The organism is Paracoccus sp. MC1854, assembly GCF_014164635.1.
Taxonomy (GTDB): domain Bacteria; phylum Pseudomonadota; class Alphaproteobacteria; order Rhodobacterales; family Rhodobacteraceae; genus Paracoccus.
Map to the genome: position 1 here is coordinate 1 of NZ_JACJFU010000023.1, position 15,557 is coordinate 15,557.

Sequence of the window (15,557 nt, forward strand, 5' to 3'; positions counted from 1 at the left end):
AGGAACAGCAGCGCCCCCTTGGACCCCAGCGGCACGATGAAGCAAAGGCCGAAAAGCGCCAGGAACCCCGCCAGCGCCAAGGGCGAATAGCTGATGGTCAGCCCCGGCCCGGCGGGCGTCGCCCGCCTGTGTCCGTGCCCATGCCGCCGTGCCGCGCCGGTTCCCATGGCGATCAACCTGCCATCCGTGCCGCAATGGCCGCGACCGGAAGATGCGCGCGACCCGCGGCGGTCACGGGCGGGCGCATGTGATCGATCCCTCGAACAGGCAGGCGGCCTCCAGCGGCGTATAGGCCACCCAGTCGATCTCGTAGCCGAGCGGTTCGTCGCGGGGGGTCTGCTCGCCCATCCATTCGGTCAGCACGGTCGTGCTCCAGAAGGACATGTAGATCTTCTGGGGGTGGTCGGGCAGCGGGCTGCCGGGTTCGGTGCGGTGGACCTCCTGCCCGTCCAGATACCAGGTGATGCCGTCCGCTTCCCAGCGAAAGGCGACATTGTGGAACTCCTGGTCGAAGGGGGGCGCGGTGGGCACGGTCGCGCCGTTCACCGGCTCGCCCTCGACATAGGTGTTCACCGTCATCTCGCCCGGCTCGCGGGTCAGGATCTCGATGTCGATCTCGCTGTGCGGGCTGTCGTGGACCGGGCCGGCATAGGTGAAGACCGAGGCGTTCATGCCCGACTGCCGGGGGGTGCGGATGCGCGCCTCGACCGTGCCGTAGTGGAACCTGGCCTTTGTCTGGACCTCGCCGCAGAGGGGCGGGCCGCCGTCCCCGGAGGCGGGGATGTGGGACAGCACCAGCATCCCGTCCTGCACCGTCACGGCCTTTTCAGACCAGTGGCAGTCCTGCCAGTCGCCGTTGGTCCAGCCGTCCGAGACATACCAGCGGTCGCGGTCCAGCGCGCCGGTGAAATCCTCGCGGAAGCCGGCGGTCTCGGGATGGGCCTTGTCGGTCGGCTGATCGGAGGACTGCGCCAGGACCGGCTGGCCTGCGGCGGTCAGCAGGGCGATCAGGGCAAGGGAATGGCGCATCTCGAACCTTCTCGGCCGCGGGGGATGGCGGGCGGTTGCCGCCTTGACTCCCGCGGCTTATGGAAGCCCGGCGCGGGTCGGTCAACGGAAAGGCGTTCACATGTCGTGCAATCCGGCGGGAACGCAGCCGTGACCCCTGCCCCTGCTTCCGCCACGCGGCCCGTGGTCTCGGTGGTCATGGCCAATTTCCGCGGCGCCCCGCATCTGGCGGCCGCCATGCGCGCGGTCCTGGCACAGTCCGAGCAGCGGCTGGAGCTGATCCTCGCCGACGACGCCTCGGACGACGACAGCGTGGCGATCGCGCGCGGGATCGCCGGAACCGACGACCGGGTGCGGGTGATCGCGAGTCCCCGCAACCAGGGCCCCGCCGCCACCCGCAACGGGGCGCTGGACGCGGCGCGGGGCGACTGGATCGCCGTGGTGGACAGCGACGACCTGATCCACCCGGAACGGCTTTCGCGCCTGATCGCGGCGGCGGAAGCCGCGGGGGCGGATCTGGTGGCCGATGACCTCGTGCATTTCGGCGCCCCGGCCGAGCAGGGCCGCACCCTGCTGCAGCCGCTTGCGCTGGCCGCGCCGATGTGGCTCGCGGCGCCGGCTTACCTGCGCGCCAATGGGGGCGATCCGGCCCTGCCCTCCTTCGGCTATCTCAAGCCGGTGATCCGGCGTGCGGTGTTGGGGGGCCGCCGCTACGACCCGCGGCTCAGGATCGGCGAGGATTATGATCTGGTGCTGCGGCTGCTGATCGACGGCGCCCGCTTCCTGCTGCTGCCCGACCCGCTTTACGCCTATCGCCGGCATCCCGGTTCCATCTCGCACCGGCTGTCGGTCGGGACGGTCGCGGCGATGCTGCAGGCCCACCGCGCCCTGCCGCCGCTTTCCGACCCCGAGGCGCGGGCGGCCGCGGCGGCGGTGGACCGCCAGCTTCGCCGGTCGCTGCGCTATGAACGGCTGGTCGCGGAGATCAAGGCAAGGCGCTGGAGCCGCGCCCTGCCCCGGCTGGCCGATCCGGCGACGGTCGCCCGGCTGGCCGGAAGCCTGCGCGATCGCCGCCGCCGCAAGGCCGCCCTGCAGGCGCAGGACCACGCAGAGGGCGCCGTTTCCCCTGATCCCGTTGCCGCCCTGCCGCTGCCCGGCCAGCCTTGGGACAGCCCCCCTGCCCCCGCTGCGGCGCGGATCGCGGCTGGCGGCACGCCCCCGCCCGGCGCGCCCGGCTGGGCGCTCTGGCTGGCAGGCGCGACGGCCGGGGGGTCAGCGGGCTGAGGTCCGCGCGCCCCGCTGCTCTCGCCGCGCCAGCGCCGCCTGCACGCGCAGGGACAGGGCGGCGCGGGCTGCCTCGGCCGCCAGCACATGGGGGCGGCCCTCGGTCAGCATCCGCAGCATCTGCCGCCGGCGCGGCGCCTCGGCCCGGCGCTGCCAGGGCTGGAACACCAGGTCGCGCAGCAGGGCGGGGCCGGCTGGCAGCCCGCGCAGCGGGGCCGCACCCGCGCCTGCCAGCGCCGGATGGTCGTGGCAGGCGCGGGCCAGCGTGATCCCCAGGGCCAGCGTCCGCTCCTGCCCGCTTGCGGCGGCGATCCCGTCCAGCATCCGCCGGTCGGCCGGGTCCAGCCGGGCCAGCCAGTGCGCCAGCTCGGCCGCGGCCCAGCCGCAGGGCTCGCGCGCCAGCAGCGCCTTGGCCAGCGTCACCGCCATCAGCAGGCAGCCGTCGGCGGGCGACAGGACCGGGATGGCGTCCCCGCCATGGGCCTGCGTCACGGCGCGGTCGAGGACGCCCGCCGCGCCCCGCCAGTCCGGCAGGCCCGCCTGCTGCAGCCGGTGATGCAGGTCGACCACCGCGCCGTCACGTTCGCGGCGGAAATGCTGCTCGCCCAGGAAGGGGACCCACCACAGCGCCTGCTCCTGCTCCATGGGGGCGAAGTCCAGCCCTTGTAGAAGCGCTGCCGCCCGCCTGCGGTCGCGCGGGGTCACGAACAGGTCGATGTCGCCCGAGGGGCGGCGGAAAGGATCGCCATGGACGGCCATCTGCTGGAACGGCCCCTTCAGCACGGCATGGCGCAGCCCCGCGCCCGCGAAGGCCCGGGAAACCTCGGCCGTGACCGCCATGGCCGCGCGGTTCATGGCGGCGGTCCGCAGCCGCGCCTGCAGAAGCCGGGGCGCCAGCGCGGCGCAGCCGGGGGGCAGCGCGGCGGGACTGACCGGCAACTGGCCCAGCATCTTGTTCAGCCGGGCGATGTCGAACAGCCGGTCGGGATCGGGCGGGCGCCTCGGCCCCGTCGGTTCGGGACCTGCGGCCTGTGGGCTGGCCGGGCACGCCGCAGCGGTCAGCACGGCGATCTCGGCCCCCGAGTCGCCCCGGACCGATGCGATCAACTGTTCGGTGAATGCCATCCGCGCCTTCCGCCTGCCTGATGCCCGCCCGATGCGGCACCGCAAGGCCTTGGCCCTGCCCTTCGCGGCATTTCACCCGAAGGTCCGGGCCGGGGCAAGCGGGGTCGGCGCCCGCACAGGGAGGGTTTTGCCGCCCTTCAGGGCTTGCCGCGCTTCTCGTGCCAGGACTGGCAGAAGCGGACGAAATGGCGGGCGGGGTGCTTCGGCTCGATCTCCTCGGCCGCGCACCAGCGGCGCCATTCCCCTTCCAGGTGGCGCACGTCCCAGCCGGGGGCGGCGGCGCGGGCCTCCTCGTAGGCCTCGGGGTCCAGGAAGCCCTCGAAGATCTCGGCCTCGGCCAGGGGCGCGGTGCCGCGGTTGCGGAAGACCACCCTGTCCCCGTCGTCCGAGAAGCGCACCGAATAGTCCGGCATGTGCGAATGGGCGATGTCCTCGCGGATCACGTTGGCCACCAGCCGCCGGAACTCGAAGCTGGACGAGGACGAGCCGCATTTCTTCTGCAGCAGGTCCAGCCCGACCATCCATTCCTTCTGGTTGCCGCAATGCTTGCGCGCCAGTTCGTAAAGCCGCCGTTCCAGCGGCCGGCGCAGCCGGAAATAGTCGCGGCTGATGGTCAGCACCTCCTGCGCGCGGATGGCGTTGAAGACCCAGTCCGACAGCTTGATCTCGATCTCCTGCATCCGGCCCTCGCGGGTCTGGCGCACGATGCGGGCGCTTTCGATCAGGCCGAAGGTTTCGAAGATTTCCTCGCCGCCGGTGGTGATGTTGGTCGAGATGCGGGTGCCGGCCAGCCGCTCCATGGCCGCCTTCAGCAGGTCGTAGCCCCGCCCCGTGGTCATCCGGTTGGTCGCCCGCAGAAGGTCCGCGGCCTGGAAGCGGACGATCTGGCTGACCTCGCGCCCGTCGTTCAGCGCCCGGATGAGCTGGCTGATGCAGAAGATCAGGATGTCGCGGTCGTGGACCGTGGCCATGCCGTCGGAGGAGGGCTTGATCTCGACCGACAGCCCGTTGTGCTCGTAATGGCGGGGGCGCAGGTCGGGCTTGGTCGAGAGCGAGAAGATCGGATGCTCCATCGGCCCGACATCGGCCTTGGGGGCGGCGTTGAAGATGTCGCAGACGAAGAAATCACGTTGCGGATGACGGTCGGGAAGAAGCGGGCTGTTCATATGGCCTCGGGGAAACGACACTTCACCCATAACGACACTTCACACATGAATCAAGGTTAACGACACTTCACCCATGAAGCGGGGAGAAACGACACTTCACACATGACGAATCACCACTTTACACATGAAGAAACGACACTTCACACAGACGCAGACATTTCAAAGCTTTGATAAGTAGTAGAAAAAAAGCCTTTTGTCTGCGCTTAACACCTATTTAACACCTATTTAACACAGGGGGCCCTGTGGATAAGTCGCGTCAAGCACGAAGATGGCTGGGGAATTGGAAGTGGGGCCGGCGGTGCCGGGACGGGAAGCAGGGCTGGCGGAGATGCGTGAAGGCGCCTCTTGCATGGTCCCGCCCTTCGCCGACGGGCAGCCTGATCGGGGGGCATGCCACGGTTCCCTGCGGGGCTTCCGGCAGCGCCTGTCCATGGCCTTCCGGCCTGGAGGAAGGTTCAGCCCTCGATCAGCAGCCGCCCGATCCGCGCCGGGGTGGCGGGACGCCGGGCCGCCAGCTTGTCCGCGAGGATGCCGCGCGCGATCGGGACCAGAGTGGCGGGGCGGCGCAGGGCGGACAGCACCGCCCCTGCCCGGCCCGCCTTGGCGCGGCGGTCGAGGAAGTCGCGCAGCAGGAACCGCCGGCGCTGTTCGGCCAGGTGCGCCCGCAGCGCCTCGCGCGCTGCCCTGTCGAGGCCGGGTGCCGCCAGATGCGCGCGGACGGCCGTCAGCAGGGCCGCCAGATCGGCCGTGCGGTGGCGCGAGCTCAGCGACTGTGCCCGCCAGCGGGCGGCATAGCCGGTCTCGGTGCTGACGCGGAAGCGTGCGCCCTTCTGAAGCATCCGCACGTAAAGGTCGTAGTCCTCGCCGAGCCGCAGCGTCTCGTCGTAGCGCAGCCCCTGCGCCTGGAGGAAATCGCGTCGCATGATCGGCTTGAGGAAGCCCCATTCATGCCGGTTCGCGCCGCGGCCCGAACGGTTGGCGCGCACGAAGCCCGCAAGGTCGATGTCGATCAGCGCCGGCGCGATGGCGGGCAGCGGCGGCAGGTCGGCGGGGGATGCGCTTTCGGCCACGAACAGGATGTTGTCGGCCACCATGTCCCAGCCCGGCACCGCCAGCAGCCGGGCGAAGCGGCCGGGCAGGATGAAGTCGTCGGCGTCCAGCACCGCCACGAACTCGCCCGTTGCCACCGCCAGCGCCCGGTTGCGGGCGGCGGCGGGGCCGATGTTCACCTCGCAGCGGATCACCCGCAGCCGCCCGTCCCCCTGGGCGGCCGCGCGGGCGACCTCGGCTGTGGCGTCGCGCGAGGCGTCGTCGACCACGATCACCTCGGCGGTTTCCGGCTCGTCCAGGGCCGTGCGCACCGCGTCGGCGATGGTCGCGGCGGCGTCGCGGGCGGTGATGACAACGGAAACGGAGGCAGGGATGTCGGCGCTCATGGGTCTTTCCGTGGCAAGCGTCGGGACGAAAGTCCAGCCTGCCGGCGGCCGGGTCCGGGTGATCCGGGGCGGTGCCCGGCGCCGGATGGGGCACCGGCCACGGCGCTGCCTGCTGCCCTCGCCCCGGTTGCCCCCAGAAGCTCGGCCCGAACCGCCGCAGCCGGCTTGAGCCTGCCGTTCACGGGAAGATTACCACGGAAGGAAGCGGGCAACGCGGCGGCATCCGTGTGATCCTTGTTTGCCGACGGACCGGCTGGGCTGCGCATACCGGCCGCCATTCGCGCAACCCCATGCCGAACCACCGGTTTCACCGCCCGCCCGGCGTCTTCCCGGCACTGTCGCCGCGGCCGATGCCGATGCCGCCTTCGGGTGGGACAGGGGACCGCGCCGGGCAGACCGGGGCGGAGTGCCGGGGTTGCTACCTGGCCGGGTGCGCGTTAACCATGATTCATCCGTCAGGACCCGGTGAAATTCCGGGTGGCTCTTCCGGCCGCCGATCCGCCGGACAACTTGCAACGATCAGTTCCGCCGCAAGCTCGAACAATCGGTCAGCAGGCTGACGGACCTCCCGTGATTTCACTGGATGGCTCTGGAACCGGAAGCCTCGGCGCCTGCAGCATGACCCGGCGTGAACCTTGATCTTCAAGGTGGCGACATGACGATCAACTTCGACAGCAAGGGCGCAAAGGCCGGGGCGCACAGCCTTGTGGCACCGGAGCCGCCCCGCGATGTCCCGCCCCCGCGCCCTGCCGCGCGCTACTACGAGACGCTGGACGCGCTGCGCGGGGTGGCCGCGCTCGCCGTGCTGCTGCTGCACACCAGCAGTTTCCTTTTGTGGCCGGGGCTGGCGCGCAGCGCCTATCTGGCGGTGGATTTCTTCTTCGTCCTCAGCGGCTTCGTCGTGGCCCACGCGTATGACGGCAAGCTCAGGGACGGCCTGCCCGTGGGGCGGTTCCTTTGGCTCAGGATGGTCCGGCTGACCCCGCTGCACTGGGCCGGGCTGGGGATCGCGGCGCTGCTGGTGCTGCCGGGGGCGCTGGCCGGCGACTACCGCCTGCCGCCCGACGCGGTGGTTCTGGCGCTGGTGCTGGGGGCCCTGTTCATCCCCTGGCCCTCCATGCAGGAGCCGCCGCACCTGTTCCCGCTGAACCCCCCGGCCTGGTCGCTGTTTCTGGAGGTGCTGGCCAGCCTGGCCTTCGGTCTGGCGCACCGCTGGCTGTCGACGCGCGTCCTGATCGCCATGGTCGGCGGTGCCGGGGCGGTGCTGTGCTTCAATGCGGTGACCGCCGGCACCATCGACGGCGGCGTCCGCTGGACCAGCCTTGATGCCGGCCTGGCGCGGCTGTGCTTTTCCTTCCCGCTGGGGGTGCTGCTCTGCCGGGGGCGGGCGCATATCCCTCCTGCCCTCGGGGCCTTGGGCCCCTGGCCGCTCTTGGCGATCCTGTTCGCGCTGTGCCTGCCCACGGTGCCCGCCCCCTGGACCGGGCTTTACGACCTGGCCTTCGTGGCCGTGATCGCGCCCCTCCTGGTGGCCGCCGGCACCCGGGCCTCGCCCTCGCCGGCGGCGCGCCCCTTCTTCCTGACCCTGGGGGCGATCTCGTTCCCGCTTTACGTCCTGCACGAGCCGCTGAGGGGGGGGCTGCTGGCCCTGGCGGAACGGGCGGGTTTCGGGGAACGCGCCGGCGCCGTGGTCTATCTGGGGGCCATCATCGCCATCGCCTGGGCGGCCGCCCCGGTCGATGCCGCCATCCGGCGCTGGATCGTCGGGCGCAGGCAAGGCGCGGCGCTCCGCCGGACCTCCTGAGCGAACCGGGTGCTGCAAGGCGCACAGGCGGCGGAATTTCCCGCGAAGGGCTTGACGCGAAGGCCCGGACGGTGAACGGACAACAAAGATGGGCTTGAGCGGCTTTCTCCCCGGTGGCATGGTGCCGGCGGCGGCCGTTCAGGCTGGATGTTGTGGCCGGATGTTTGCGGGATTTGGCATGCTGAGCGTGACGGCGGTGGTTCTGACCTACAATCGGCGCGACCTCGTGCAGCAGTGCCTCCAGGCGCTTCTGGCGCAGTCCCGGCCGGTCGACCGGATCATCGTGGTCGACAATGCCAGCACCGACGACACCGCCGAGGTTCTGGGGGGCTTCGCCTCCGACAGGCTGGCGGTCCGCAGGCTGCCCGAGAATGTCGGCGCGGCCGGCGGCTTTCACGAGGCCATGCGGCTCGGCCATGTCTCGGGGGCGGATTTCGTCTGGGTCATGGACGACGACGTGATCCCCGCGCCCGACGCTCTGTCCGAGCTGCTGCGCGCCTTGGACCTGCTGGACGGGCAGGGCATCGCCGCGCCCTTCGTGGTCTCCTGTGCCCATGACCCGAACGGGGTCCTGACCAATGTCCCCGAGGTGGACCGGCGGACGAATGCGCTGGCCTACGAGAACTGGCCGCACCTGCTGGAGCACGGGCTGATGCCGGTGACCCGGTCGACCTTCGTATCGGCCCTGTTCCGGCGCGAAACGCTGGAACGCCACGGCCTGCCGATCGCGGCCATGTTCATCTGGGGCGAGGACACCGAATACACCCGCCGCGTCACCCGCGACACCCCCGGCTATCTGGTCAGCCGCAGCCGGGTCGAGCATGTCCGCGCGGTGCCCGGCACGCCCGACATCCGCACCGAACAGAACGCCACCCGGATCGGCTGGCACCGCTTCCATGTCCGCAACTCGATCTATGTGGAACGCCGCTATGCGGGGCGCAGGAAGGCGCTCAACTATGCCCGCCTCAAGTGCCGGCTTGCCCTGGGCCTGCTGCTGCGGGGCGAGCCCCGCAAGGCGCTGATGGTAGCCGAGGGCATCGTCAGGGGCTTCACCTTCAACCCGGATGTCCAGCCGCTGCCGCGCGCCGAAGCGCCGGACACGCGGGTTCTGGCGGAACCGGCGGCGGCCCCGCCGCACGGGGCCTGACGGGGGGTCCGGCCCCCGAGCCTTCCGCCGGAGATGACAAGCAGCCAAGGAGATGGAATGGGCTTGCGGATACTCGTGACGGGCAACCTGGGCTATGTCGGCCCGGCCGTCCTGCGCCAGCTTCGGGAGGAATACCCCGACGCCTGGATCCATGGCTATGACAGCGCCTTTTTCGCGCATTGCCTGACCGGCGCCGAAATCCTGCCCGAATGGCGGATCGACCGGCAGAGCTTCGGCGACGTGCGCAGCCTCGACCCGGCCCTGCTGCAGGGCATCGACGTGGTGATCCACCTTGCCGCCGTCTCGAACGACCCCATGGGCGACCGCTTCGCCGCCGTGACCCGCGACATCAACCAGGAGGCCTCGGTGGCCCTGGCGCGTGCCGCGGCCGCGGCCGGGGTCGGCCATTTCGTCTTTGCCTCAAGCTGCAGCGTCTACGGCGTGGCCGACGCCCGCCCCCGGCGCGAGCAGGACGCGCTGAACCCGGTCACCGCCTATGCCCGCTCGAAGGTCGGGACCGAGGAGGCCTTGGCGGCCCTCGACGGCCCCATGGTCACGACCTGCCTGCGGTTTGCCACCGCCTGCGGGATGTCCCCGCGGCTGCGGCTGGACCTTGTGCTGAACGACTTCGTGGCCTGCGCGCTGTCCACCGGCGTCATCACGGTCCTCAGCGACGGCTCGCCCTGGCGGCCCTTGATCGACACCGCCGACATGGCCCGTGCCATCGCCTGGGCCGCGCAGCGCCCCGAGGATGCGGGCGGCCCGCATCTGGTGGTCAACGCGGGGACTGACTCCGCCAACTACCAGGTCCGCGATCTGGCGCAGGCCGTGGCCCGCTCCCTGCCCGGCACGCAGGTCTCGATCAACACCGAGGCTCCGGCCGACAGCCGGTCCTATCAGGTGGACTTCGGCCTTTACGCTTCGCTCGCCCCCCGCCACCAGCCGCAGGTCACGCTGGACCAGTCGATCGCCGGTCTGGTCGAGGGGCTGCGCGGCATGGGCTTTGCCGATCCCGACTTCCGCAACTCGCCCATGATCCGGCTGCGGGTGCTGCAGGACCACATGGCGGCGGGGCGGCTGACCGACCGGCTGGTCTGGACCGACGGGCTGCGGAGGGCCGCGGCATGAAGGTCGCCCTGCTCGCCGGCGGCTTCGGCACCCGTCTCAGCGAGGAAACCTCGGTCCGGCCTAAGCCCATGGTCGAGATCGGCGGCCGCCCGATCATGTGGCACATCATGAAGTTCTACGCCCATTACGGGTTGCGCGACTTCGTGGTGCTGGGCGGCTACAAGGTCGAGTTCATCCGCGACTATTTCCTGAATTACCGTGCCAATGAATGCGATTTCACCATCGACCTTCGGACCGGGAGCATCGAATGGGCGCGCGAGGTGGCCGAGGACTGGCGGGTGACCGTGCTGGACACCGGCGGAGAGTCCATGACTGGCGGGCGGGTGCGCCGGGCGCGGCACCTGCTGGGCGATGGCACCTTCTGCCTGACCTATGGCGACGGTCTCAGCAACGTGGACCTGCCCGAGCTGATCGCCGCGCATCGCGCCTCGGGCGCCTGGTGCACGATGACGGCGGTGGTCCAGCCGGGCCGCTACGGCGCCCTGCGGCTGAGCGAGGACAACACCCAGGTCGAGGGCTTCCGCGAAAAGGGCAAGCATGACGGCGGGCTGATCAACGGCGGCTTCTTTGTCTGCGAGCCCGAGATGCTGGACCTGATCGACGACGACGCCACCGTGCTGGAGGAAGAGCCGATGCATCGGCTGATCGAGCGCGGCAAGCTCGCGAGCTTCGTCCACGAGGGCTACTGGCAGAGCATGGATTCCTTGCGCGACCGCCACATCCTGGAAGAACAGTGGCGCCGCGGCGCGCCCTGGAAGGTCTGGAGCTGAAAGCATGATCCTTGTCGACAGCGCGCTGGCCCGCCGGGAAGCCGAGGGCAGACCGATCCGCGTGGCCGTGGTGGGCGCGGGCTTCCAGGGCGCGGCCATCGTCCGCCAGATCGTGACCGCCGTGCCGGGGATGCGGGTGGCGGGCGTCGCCAACCGCCATCTGGACCCCGCCCGCCGCGCGCTTGAGGATCTCGGGGTCGAGCCCGCCATCTGCGACGGCCCGGCCGCCATCGGGGCCGCCATTGCCGCCGGGCGGCCGGTCGCCACCGAGGACGCGATCTCGCTGGTCCAGTCGGACGGCGTCGACGTGGTGGTCGAGGTCACCGGCTCGGTCGACTATGCCGCGGGCGTGGTGCTGGCCGCCATCGAGGCGGGCAAGCACGTCGTCCAGATGAATGCCGAGCTTGACGGCACCATCGGCCCGATCCTCAAGGCGCGGGCCGAGGCCGCGGGGCTGATCTACAGCTTCTCGGACGGCGACCAGCCGGGCGTGCAGATGAACCTTTACCGCTTCGTGAAGGGCCTCGGCGTGACCCCGGTGCTGTGCGGCAACATCAAGGGGCTGCACGACCCTTACCGCAACCCCGAGACGCAGCGGGGCTTCGCCGAGAAATGGGGCCAGAAGCCCGCCATGGTGGCCTCCTTCGCCGATGGCACCAAGATTTCCTATGAGCAGGCGGTGGTCGCCAACGGCACCGGCTTCCGGGTGGCGCGGCGCGGGATGCTGGGTCCCGACTTCTCGGGCGGCGATCCGACCGCGCCGCTGGTGCCGCTGGAGGACACGGTGTCGGCCTTTGCCGAAACGCTGGACGGGCTTGCGGGCAGCGGCACGGCGGGCCTTGTCGATTACGTCGTGGGCGCGCGGCCGGGGCCGGGCGTCTTCGTGCTGGGCACCCATGATGATCCGCGCCAGCGGCATTTCCTGAACCTCTACAAGCTCGGGACCGGGCCTTACTACTGCTTCTCGACCCCCTATCACCTGTGCCATTTCGAGGTGCCGAACTCGGTCGCCCGGGCCGCGCTCTTCGGGGACGCGGTGCTGGCGCCGCAGGCCGGGCCGGTGGTGGGCGTGATCGCGGTTGCCAAGACCGACCTTGCCCCCGGCGCCCGCATCGCCGAGTTCGGCGGCTTCGAGGCTTACGGCGTGGCCGAGAGCCAGGAGGTCATCGACCGCGAGAACCTGCTGCCCCTCGGCCTTGCCTTGGGCGCCACGCTGCGGCGGCCCGTCTCGAAGGACCGGGCGCTGACCTTCGACGACGTGACCCTGCCGCCGGGGCGGCTCGTCGACCGCCTTTACGCCGAGCAGCGCCAGCGCTTTGCCGGCCTGTCTTCCGCCGCCTGAGGGTTTCCCCATGATCTTCCACGACACCGAACTGAAGGACGCCCGCCTGATCGAGCTGCGGCTTCTGGGCGACGACCGCGGCGCCTTTGCCCGCACCTTCTCGCAGGATGAATTCGCCGAGGCCGGCATGGCCTCGGTCTATGTCCAGCAGAACATGTCGGCCTCCGCCCGCAAGGGCACGGTCCGGGGGATGCATTTCCAGCGCGCCCCCCATACCGAGGCCAAGCTGATCCGCTGCCTGCGCGGCGCGATCCTCGACGTGATCGTGGACCTGCGGGCGGATTCGCCCAGCTACCTGCGCCACCAGGGCTTCGAGCTTTCCGCCGAAAACCGCCACCAGCTTTACGTGCCGCCCGGCTTCGCCCATGGCTTCCAGACGCTGACGGATGACGTCGAGGTGTCCTACCTCGTTTCCGCTGCCTATGCCCCGGCGGCCGAGGGTGGCCTGCGCCATGACGACCCCCTGCTGGGGATCGCCTGGCCCATGGCCGCCACGGTGATCTCGCCCAAGGACGCCGCCTGGCCGCTTCTGGACCCCGCCGCGCCGCTGTCGATCTAAGCCGCAAGGCGCCCCGGCAGGGCCGCCCGCTTGCCTGCCCGCCGAGGCGCGGCGCAGGGCTCGGCGGCGCGGTCGGGCACCCTGCGGAAGCTTGCAGGGCACCGCAGGGCGCCCGACCGCTTTCCAGCCAGAACGCGGACGGGGGTGCCGCTCGATGCCCTTCGCTTCCTGTGGCCTGTCCCCGTTTGCCGGCTGTCCTGAACCACGCCTGAATCGAACCGGCCGCCAGCCCCCTGCGGGGACGGCGGCTGGTCTGGTCCGGGTTGCCCTGCTGCGGGCATGAGGCGCCCCGCCCCTTTCAGGGCCGGGATGGCGGCCGCCACGGGAAAGCTGCGCGGGCATCCCCGGCCCGCCCGGCAGGCGGACGGGCCGGGCCTTTGTCAGAAGTCCCAGTGGGCGGTGTCGTTCCAGTAGAAATTGTGGTCCCTGCCGTTCGACTCGCCGTTCAGCACCACCTCGTCGACGTAAAGGTTGCGGTCGCGCGCGGCCGAGCCTTCGTAATGGTCGTTGAGGAAGGTGATCGCCACCCGGTCCGAGCCGTCGAGGCCGAAGTCGCCGCGGAAGACGAAGCTGTCCCATTCGCCCGCCGCCCGGTCGGCCGTGACCACCGTCGAGGCGGAAACCGCCTTGCCGTTCACGCTGAGCGCGAAGGCCGGATCGCCCTTGAAGGCGTCGCCGTTGACCTTGACCGTGACGCTGTCTTCGCCCCGCTGGTTGTCCTGTTCCTGGGGCGGGCGGTTCGCCGCGCCGTTGGCGACCAGCCGGAAGTTGTCCAGAAGCGCGCCATGGCCATCGCCAGCCTGCGAGGCAACCTCGCGGATGGTCAGCCGGTCGGTCCCCGACTGGCCGGTGACGGTGGCGGTGAAGCTGCCCCAGTCGGTTCCCGGCTTGGCGACCGCCACAACCTTGTCGTTCCAGACCACCTCGACATCCTGGGTCGAGGCGGCTTTCCCGGGCCGCGCCTGCAGGTCGAAGCTGAGGCTGTGGGACTGGCCCGCAGCGGCCTCGACATCCTGGAAGAAGCCGTCGCGCGCGCCCTCGAAGTCAAGCTCGACGAAATCCGTCCCCTCCGTGGCCCGGACGCCGTTGTGGTTGTTCCAGACCTCGATGCGGCCGCCCGACAGCGCCGTCCAGCCCTGCAGCGACTGGAACGCGCCATACTGGTCCGACCCCACCTCGGCCGTCTCGAACGAGCCGTTCACAAGAAGGTTGCTGCCGGAAGGGGCGGAAGGCGCCGGCGCGGGCTGCGGCGGTTCCGGTTCAGCCGGCCGTGCCGGTTCCGTGGGCCGTTCCGGCTCGCGCCCCGGGGCATCGTCCTTGAGCCAGTCGAGGCGCCGGGCGAAGTCGCCCAGCCAGGCCTCGCGATCCTCGTAGATCGTCATGGCGCCGTTCGTGTTGGGCCGGCCGAGGTCGAGATCCGGGTGGGGGTTGTCGGTGTAGTAGCGGTCCGACACCTTGATGAACTCGCCGCCCCAGCTTTCCTTCGTGGGATCGTTCTGGTCGCCGCTGAGAAAGCGCAGCACGGTGGGGCTGTCGCCCATCTTGACGCCGGCCTGGTTGAAGATGTCCCCCGACAGCTCGGCGAAGAAATCGCCCAGGGCGCCGTGGCCTTTGGCGTTCTCGTCATGCCAGCCCTTGATGATGCTTGAGCTGGACGGGGTCTGGTACATGCCCCGGAAGGACGTCAGGTTGTCCACCCACATGTCCAGCTCGCCGCGGAAGTTGTTCTTGATGTAGTTGTAGGCGTTCGGGTCCTGCGCGTTGATGTTGAAGAACCGGACATGCTTTGCGATCGAGGGATCGTCATGCAGCGCCTGGGCCAGATCGGTCTCGCCGCCCCAGGTCAGGACGTTCAGCTTCTCGCCGGCACCGGCGGCTTTCTTCGCCTCGGCGATGATCGCGCGCGAGGAATCTGTGGGCGAGGAATGGCCCCTGTCGCCGGTGATGCTCGTCGCGCCCTGCCAGCTTACGGCCTTGAGTTCGTCGGCGGTTTTGAAGGCGGAACTGCGCGCTTCCAGCTTGGCATGGTCGCGGCCATAGACGTCGATGATCCGGTCGATGTCCTGCACCAGGCCGTCCTGGTGGCCGTGGATGGAGGCGGTCCCGGCGATGCCGACGATGTCCATCTTGTCCTGGTAGAGCAGGGCATGGATGAGCGACTGGGCATCGTCCTTTTCCTCGGACGAAAGCCTGAGGTCAGTGGAAATGAAAACTCTCGGCAGCGGCATGGTCGATCTGTCTCCTTGCTGTCCCTTGTCGAAGCCGGCAGACGGCGCGCGGCCTTTGGCATCGCCCGGTCCGGCGATCCGGCGTGGCGGCCGCGCTGTCGATCACAGCCGACAAGAGGTTTAGTAAACCAGGGTTAATACAACCTTAAGGCGATTCCCGTCTGCTGAACAAAGCGGGATGCGCCAGGATGCGGGCCGTGCCCTTCGCCGGACCGGGAAGCCGCGGCCTGCAGGCGCCACGCATGACCCTGGCGGGCAGCGCGGTGCCGAAGGGTTCGGCGGAAAGGTCAGGCATCGGGCGCATTGTGGCTTTCATCATTGGCAAGCCCGGTCTACGCGGCTGTTCCCACGAGTTCACTTCACAAATGTTTATTTTTATCATGGACTTGCAAAGATCGGCGGAATCCCGGACAAGCTGCGGATGAGGATGGGCGGCATATCGCCGAGCGGGAAGGGCGCCCGGACCCGGACGCCGGGTCAGGAGTTGACCGCAGGCAGGGGTCCGTGACACGCAGCGTCCACAGATCAAGACTTTATGACTTGAAAAGACAGTTCTTCCC

At 70.0% G+C, this 15,557-nt stretch carries 13 protein-coding genes and 1 other annotated feature; of the genes, 8 read left to right on the forward strand and 5 right to left on the reverse strand.

The window, feature by feature from the left end; genetic code table 11:
* Positions 1-231 precede the first annotated feature (231 nt).
* On the reverse strand, positions 232-1,029 hold the full coding sequence (locus H5395_RS13785) for a family 16 glycosylhydrolase (protein ID WP_182793154.1): 798 nt from the start codon (positions 1,027-1,029) through the stop codon (positions 232-234).
* A 129-nt stretch (positions 1,030-1,158) separates the two neighbouring features.
* On the opposite strand from H5395_RS13785, the gene H5395_RS13790 reads away from it, so the two are divergent.
* A complete protein-coding gene (locus H5395_RS13790) occupies positions 1,159-2,292 on the forward strand; it encodes a glycosyltransferase family 2 protein (RefSeq protein ID WP_182793155.1) in 1,134 nt (377 codons plus the stop codon).
* Here H5395_RS13790 and H5395_RS13795 read toward each other — a convergent pair.
* The 3 genes from H5395_RS13795 to H5395_RS13805 form a co-directional block, all read right to left on the reverse strand.
* Positions 2,281-3,417 (reverse strand): nucleotidyltransferase family protein, encoded by a 1,137-nt coding sequence (locus H5395_RS13795; protein ID WP_182793156.1) that lies wholly within the window; start codon positions 3,415-3,417, stop codon positions 2,281-2,283. The two genes, H5395_RS13790 and H5395_RS13795, sit on opposite strands and share 12 nt — an antisense overlap.
* Before the next feature lie 137 nt (positions 3,418-3,554).
* Positions 3,555-4,583, reverse strand: coding sequence for a replication initiator protein A (locus H5395_RS13800; RefSeq protein WP_234450994.1), 1,029 nt, complete (start codon positions 4,581-4,583; stop codon positions 3,555-3,557).
* Between the two features lie 455 nt (positions 4,584-5,038).
* Positions 5,039-6,019: a glycosyltransferase family 2 protein gene (locus H5395_RS13805; RefSeq protein ID WP_182793158.1), complete on the reverse strand. Its 981-nt coding sequence runs from the start codon at positions 6,017-6,019 to the stop codon at positions 5,039-5,041.
* Positions 6,020-6,474: 455 nt separating this feature from the next.
* Positions 6,475-6,530, forward strand: a sequence feature (sul1 is cis-regulatory element that is thought to sense ions involved in sulfur or methionine metabolism; They are found in Alphaproteobacteria).
* A gap of 117 nt (positions 6,531-6,647) precedes the next feature.
* Between H5395_RS13805 and H5395_RS13810 the strand changes: the two genes are divergently transcribed.
* From H5395_RS13810 to rfbC, 6 genes are all read left to right on the forward strand, one after another.
* Positions 6,648-7,823, forward strand: coding sequence for an acyltransferase (locus H5395_RS13810; RefSeq protein WP_182793159.1), 1,176 nt, complete (start codon positions 6,648-6,650; stop codon positions 7,821-7,823).
* A 178-nt stretch (positions 7,824-8,001) separates the two neighbouring features.
* Complete coding sequence (locus tag H5395_RS13815) at positions 8,002-8,970, forward strand: glycosyltransferase family 2 protein (protein ID WP_182793160.1); 969 nt, start codon at positions 8,002-8,004, stop codon at positions 8,968-8,970.
* A 57-nt stretch (positions 8,971-9,027) separates the two neighbouring features.
* Positions 9,028-10,098, forward strand: coding sequence for an NAD(P)-dependent oxidoreductase (locus H5395_RS13820; RefSeq protein WP_220495047.1), 1,071 nt, complete (start codon positions 9,028-9,030; stop codon positions 10,096-10,098).
* Positions 10,095-10,868, forward strand: a complete 774-nt coding sequence (gene rfbF / locus H5395_RS13825) for a glucose-1-phosphate cytidylyltransferase (RefSeq protein ID WP_182793161.1) — start codon at positions 10,095-10,097, stop codon at positions 10,866-10,868. Before H5395_RS13820 ends, rfbF begins: the two co-directional genes overlap by 4 nt.
* A 4-nt stretch (positions 10,869-10,872) precedes the next feature.
* Positions 10,873-12,210 (forward strand): NAD(P)H-dependent oxidoreductase, encoded by a 1,338-nt coding sequence (locus tag H5395_RS13830; protein ID WP_182793162.1) that lies wholly within the window; start codon positions 10,873-10,875, stop codon positions 12,208-12,210.
* 10 nt (positions 12,211-12,220) lie between these two features.
* Positions 12,221-12,769, forward strand: coding sequence for a dTDP-4-dehydrorhamnose 3,5-epimerase (gene rfbC / locus H5395_RS13835; RefSeq protein ID WP_182793163.1), 549 nt, complete (start codon positions 12,221-12,223; stop codon positions 12,767-12,769).
* A 380-nt stretch (positions 12,770-13,149) separates the two neighbouring features.
* Here rfbC and H5395_RS13840 read toward each other — a convergent pair whose 3' ends face one another.
* Positions 13,150-14,997 carry a nucleoside hydrolase-like domain-containing protein gene (locus tag H5395_RS13840; protein ID WP_182793164.1) on the reverse strand — a complete coding sequence of 616 codons (1,848 nt, stop codon included), beginning with the start codon at positions 14,995-14,997 and terminating at the stop codon, positions 13,150-13,152.
* 242 nt (positions 14,998-15,239) lie between these two features.
* On the opposite strand from H5395_RS13840, the gene H5395_RS13845 reads away from it, so the two are divergent.
* Positions 15,240-15,422 carry a hypothetical protein gene (locus tag H5395_RS13845; RefSeq protein ID WP_182793165.1) on the forward strand — a complete coding sequence of 61 codons (183 nt, stop codon included), beginning with the start codon at positions 15,240-15,242 and terminating at the stop codon, positions 15,420-15,422.
* Positions 15,423-15,557: the final 135 nt, after the last annotated feature.

Bases quoted from the DNA above. Each gene is read 5' to 3' on its own strand.
- H5395_RS13785 (WP_182793154.1), bottom strand. From the start codon at position 1,029: ATGCGCCATTCCCTTGCCCTGATCGCCCTGCTGACCGCCGCAGGCCAG.
- H5395_RS13795 (WP_182793156.1), bottom strand. From the start codon at position 3,417: ATGGCATTCACCGAACAGTTGATCGCATCGGTCCGGGGCGACTCGGGG.
- H5395_RS13800 (WP_234450994.1), bottom strand. From the start codon at position 4,583: ATGAACAGCCCGCTTCTTCCCGACCGTCATCCGCAACGTGATTTCTTC.
- H5395_RS13805 (WP_182793158.1), bottom strand. From the start codon at position 6,019: ATGAGCGCCGACATCCCTGCCTCCGTTTCCGTTGTCATCACCGCCCGC.
- H5395_RS13815 (WP_182793160.1), top strand. From the start codon at position 8,002: ATGCTGAGCGTGACGGCGGTGGTTCTGACCTACAATCGGCGCGACCTC.
- H5395_RS13820 (WP_220495047.1), top strand. From the start codon at position 9,028: ATGGGCTTGCGGATACTCGTGACGGGCAACCTGGGCTATGTCGGCCCG.
- rfbF (WP_182793161.1), top strand. From the start codon at position 10,095: ATGAAGGTCGCCCTGCTCGCCGGCGGCTTCGGCACCCGTCTCAGCGAG.
- H5395_RS13830 (WP_182793162.1), top strand. From the start codon at position 10,873: ATGATCCTTGTCGACAGCGCGCTGGCCCGCCGGGAAGCCGAGGGCAGA.
- rfbC (WP_182793163.1), top strand. From the start codon at position 12,221: ATGATCTTCCACGACACCGAACTGAAGGACGCCCGCCTGATCGAGCTG.
- H5395_RS13840 (WP_182793164.1), bottom strand. From the start codon at position 14,997: ATGCCGCTGCCGAGAGTTTTCATTTCCACTGACCTCAGGCTTTCGTCC.
- H5395_RS13845 (WP_182793165.1), top strand. From the start codon at position 15,240: ATGACCCTGGCGGGCAGCGCGGTGCCGAAGGGTTCGGCGGAAAGGTCA.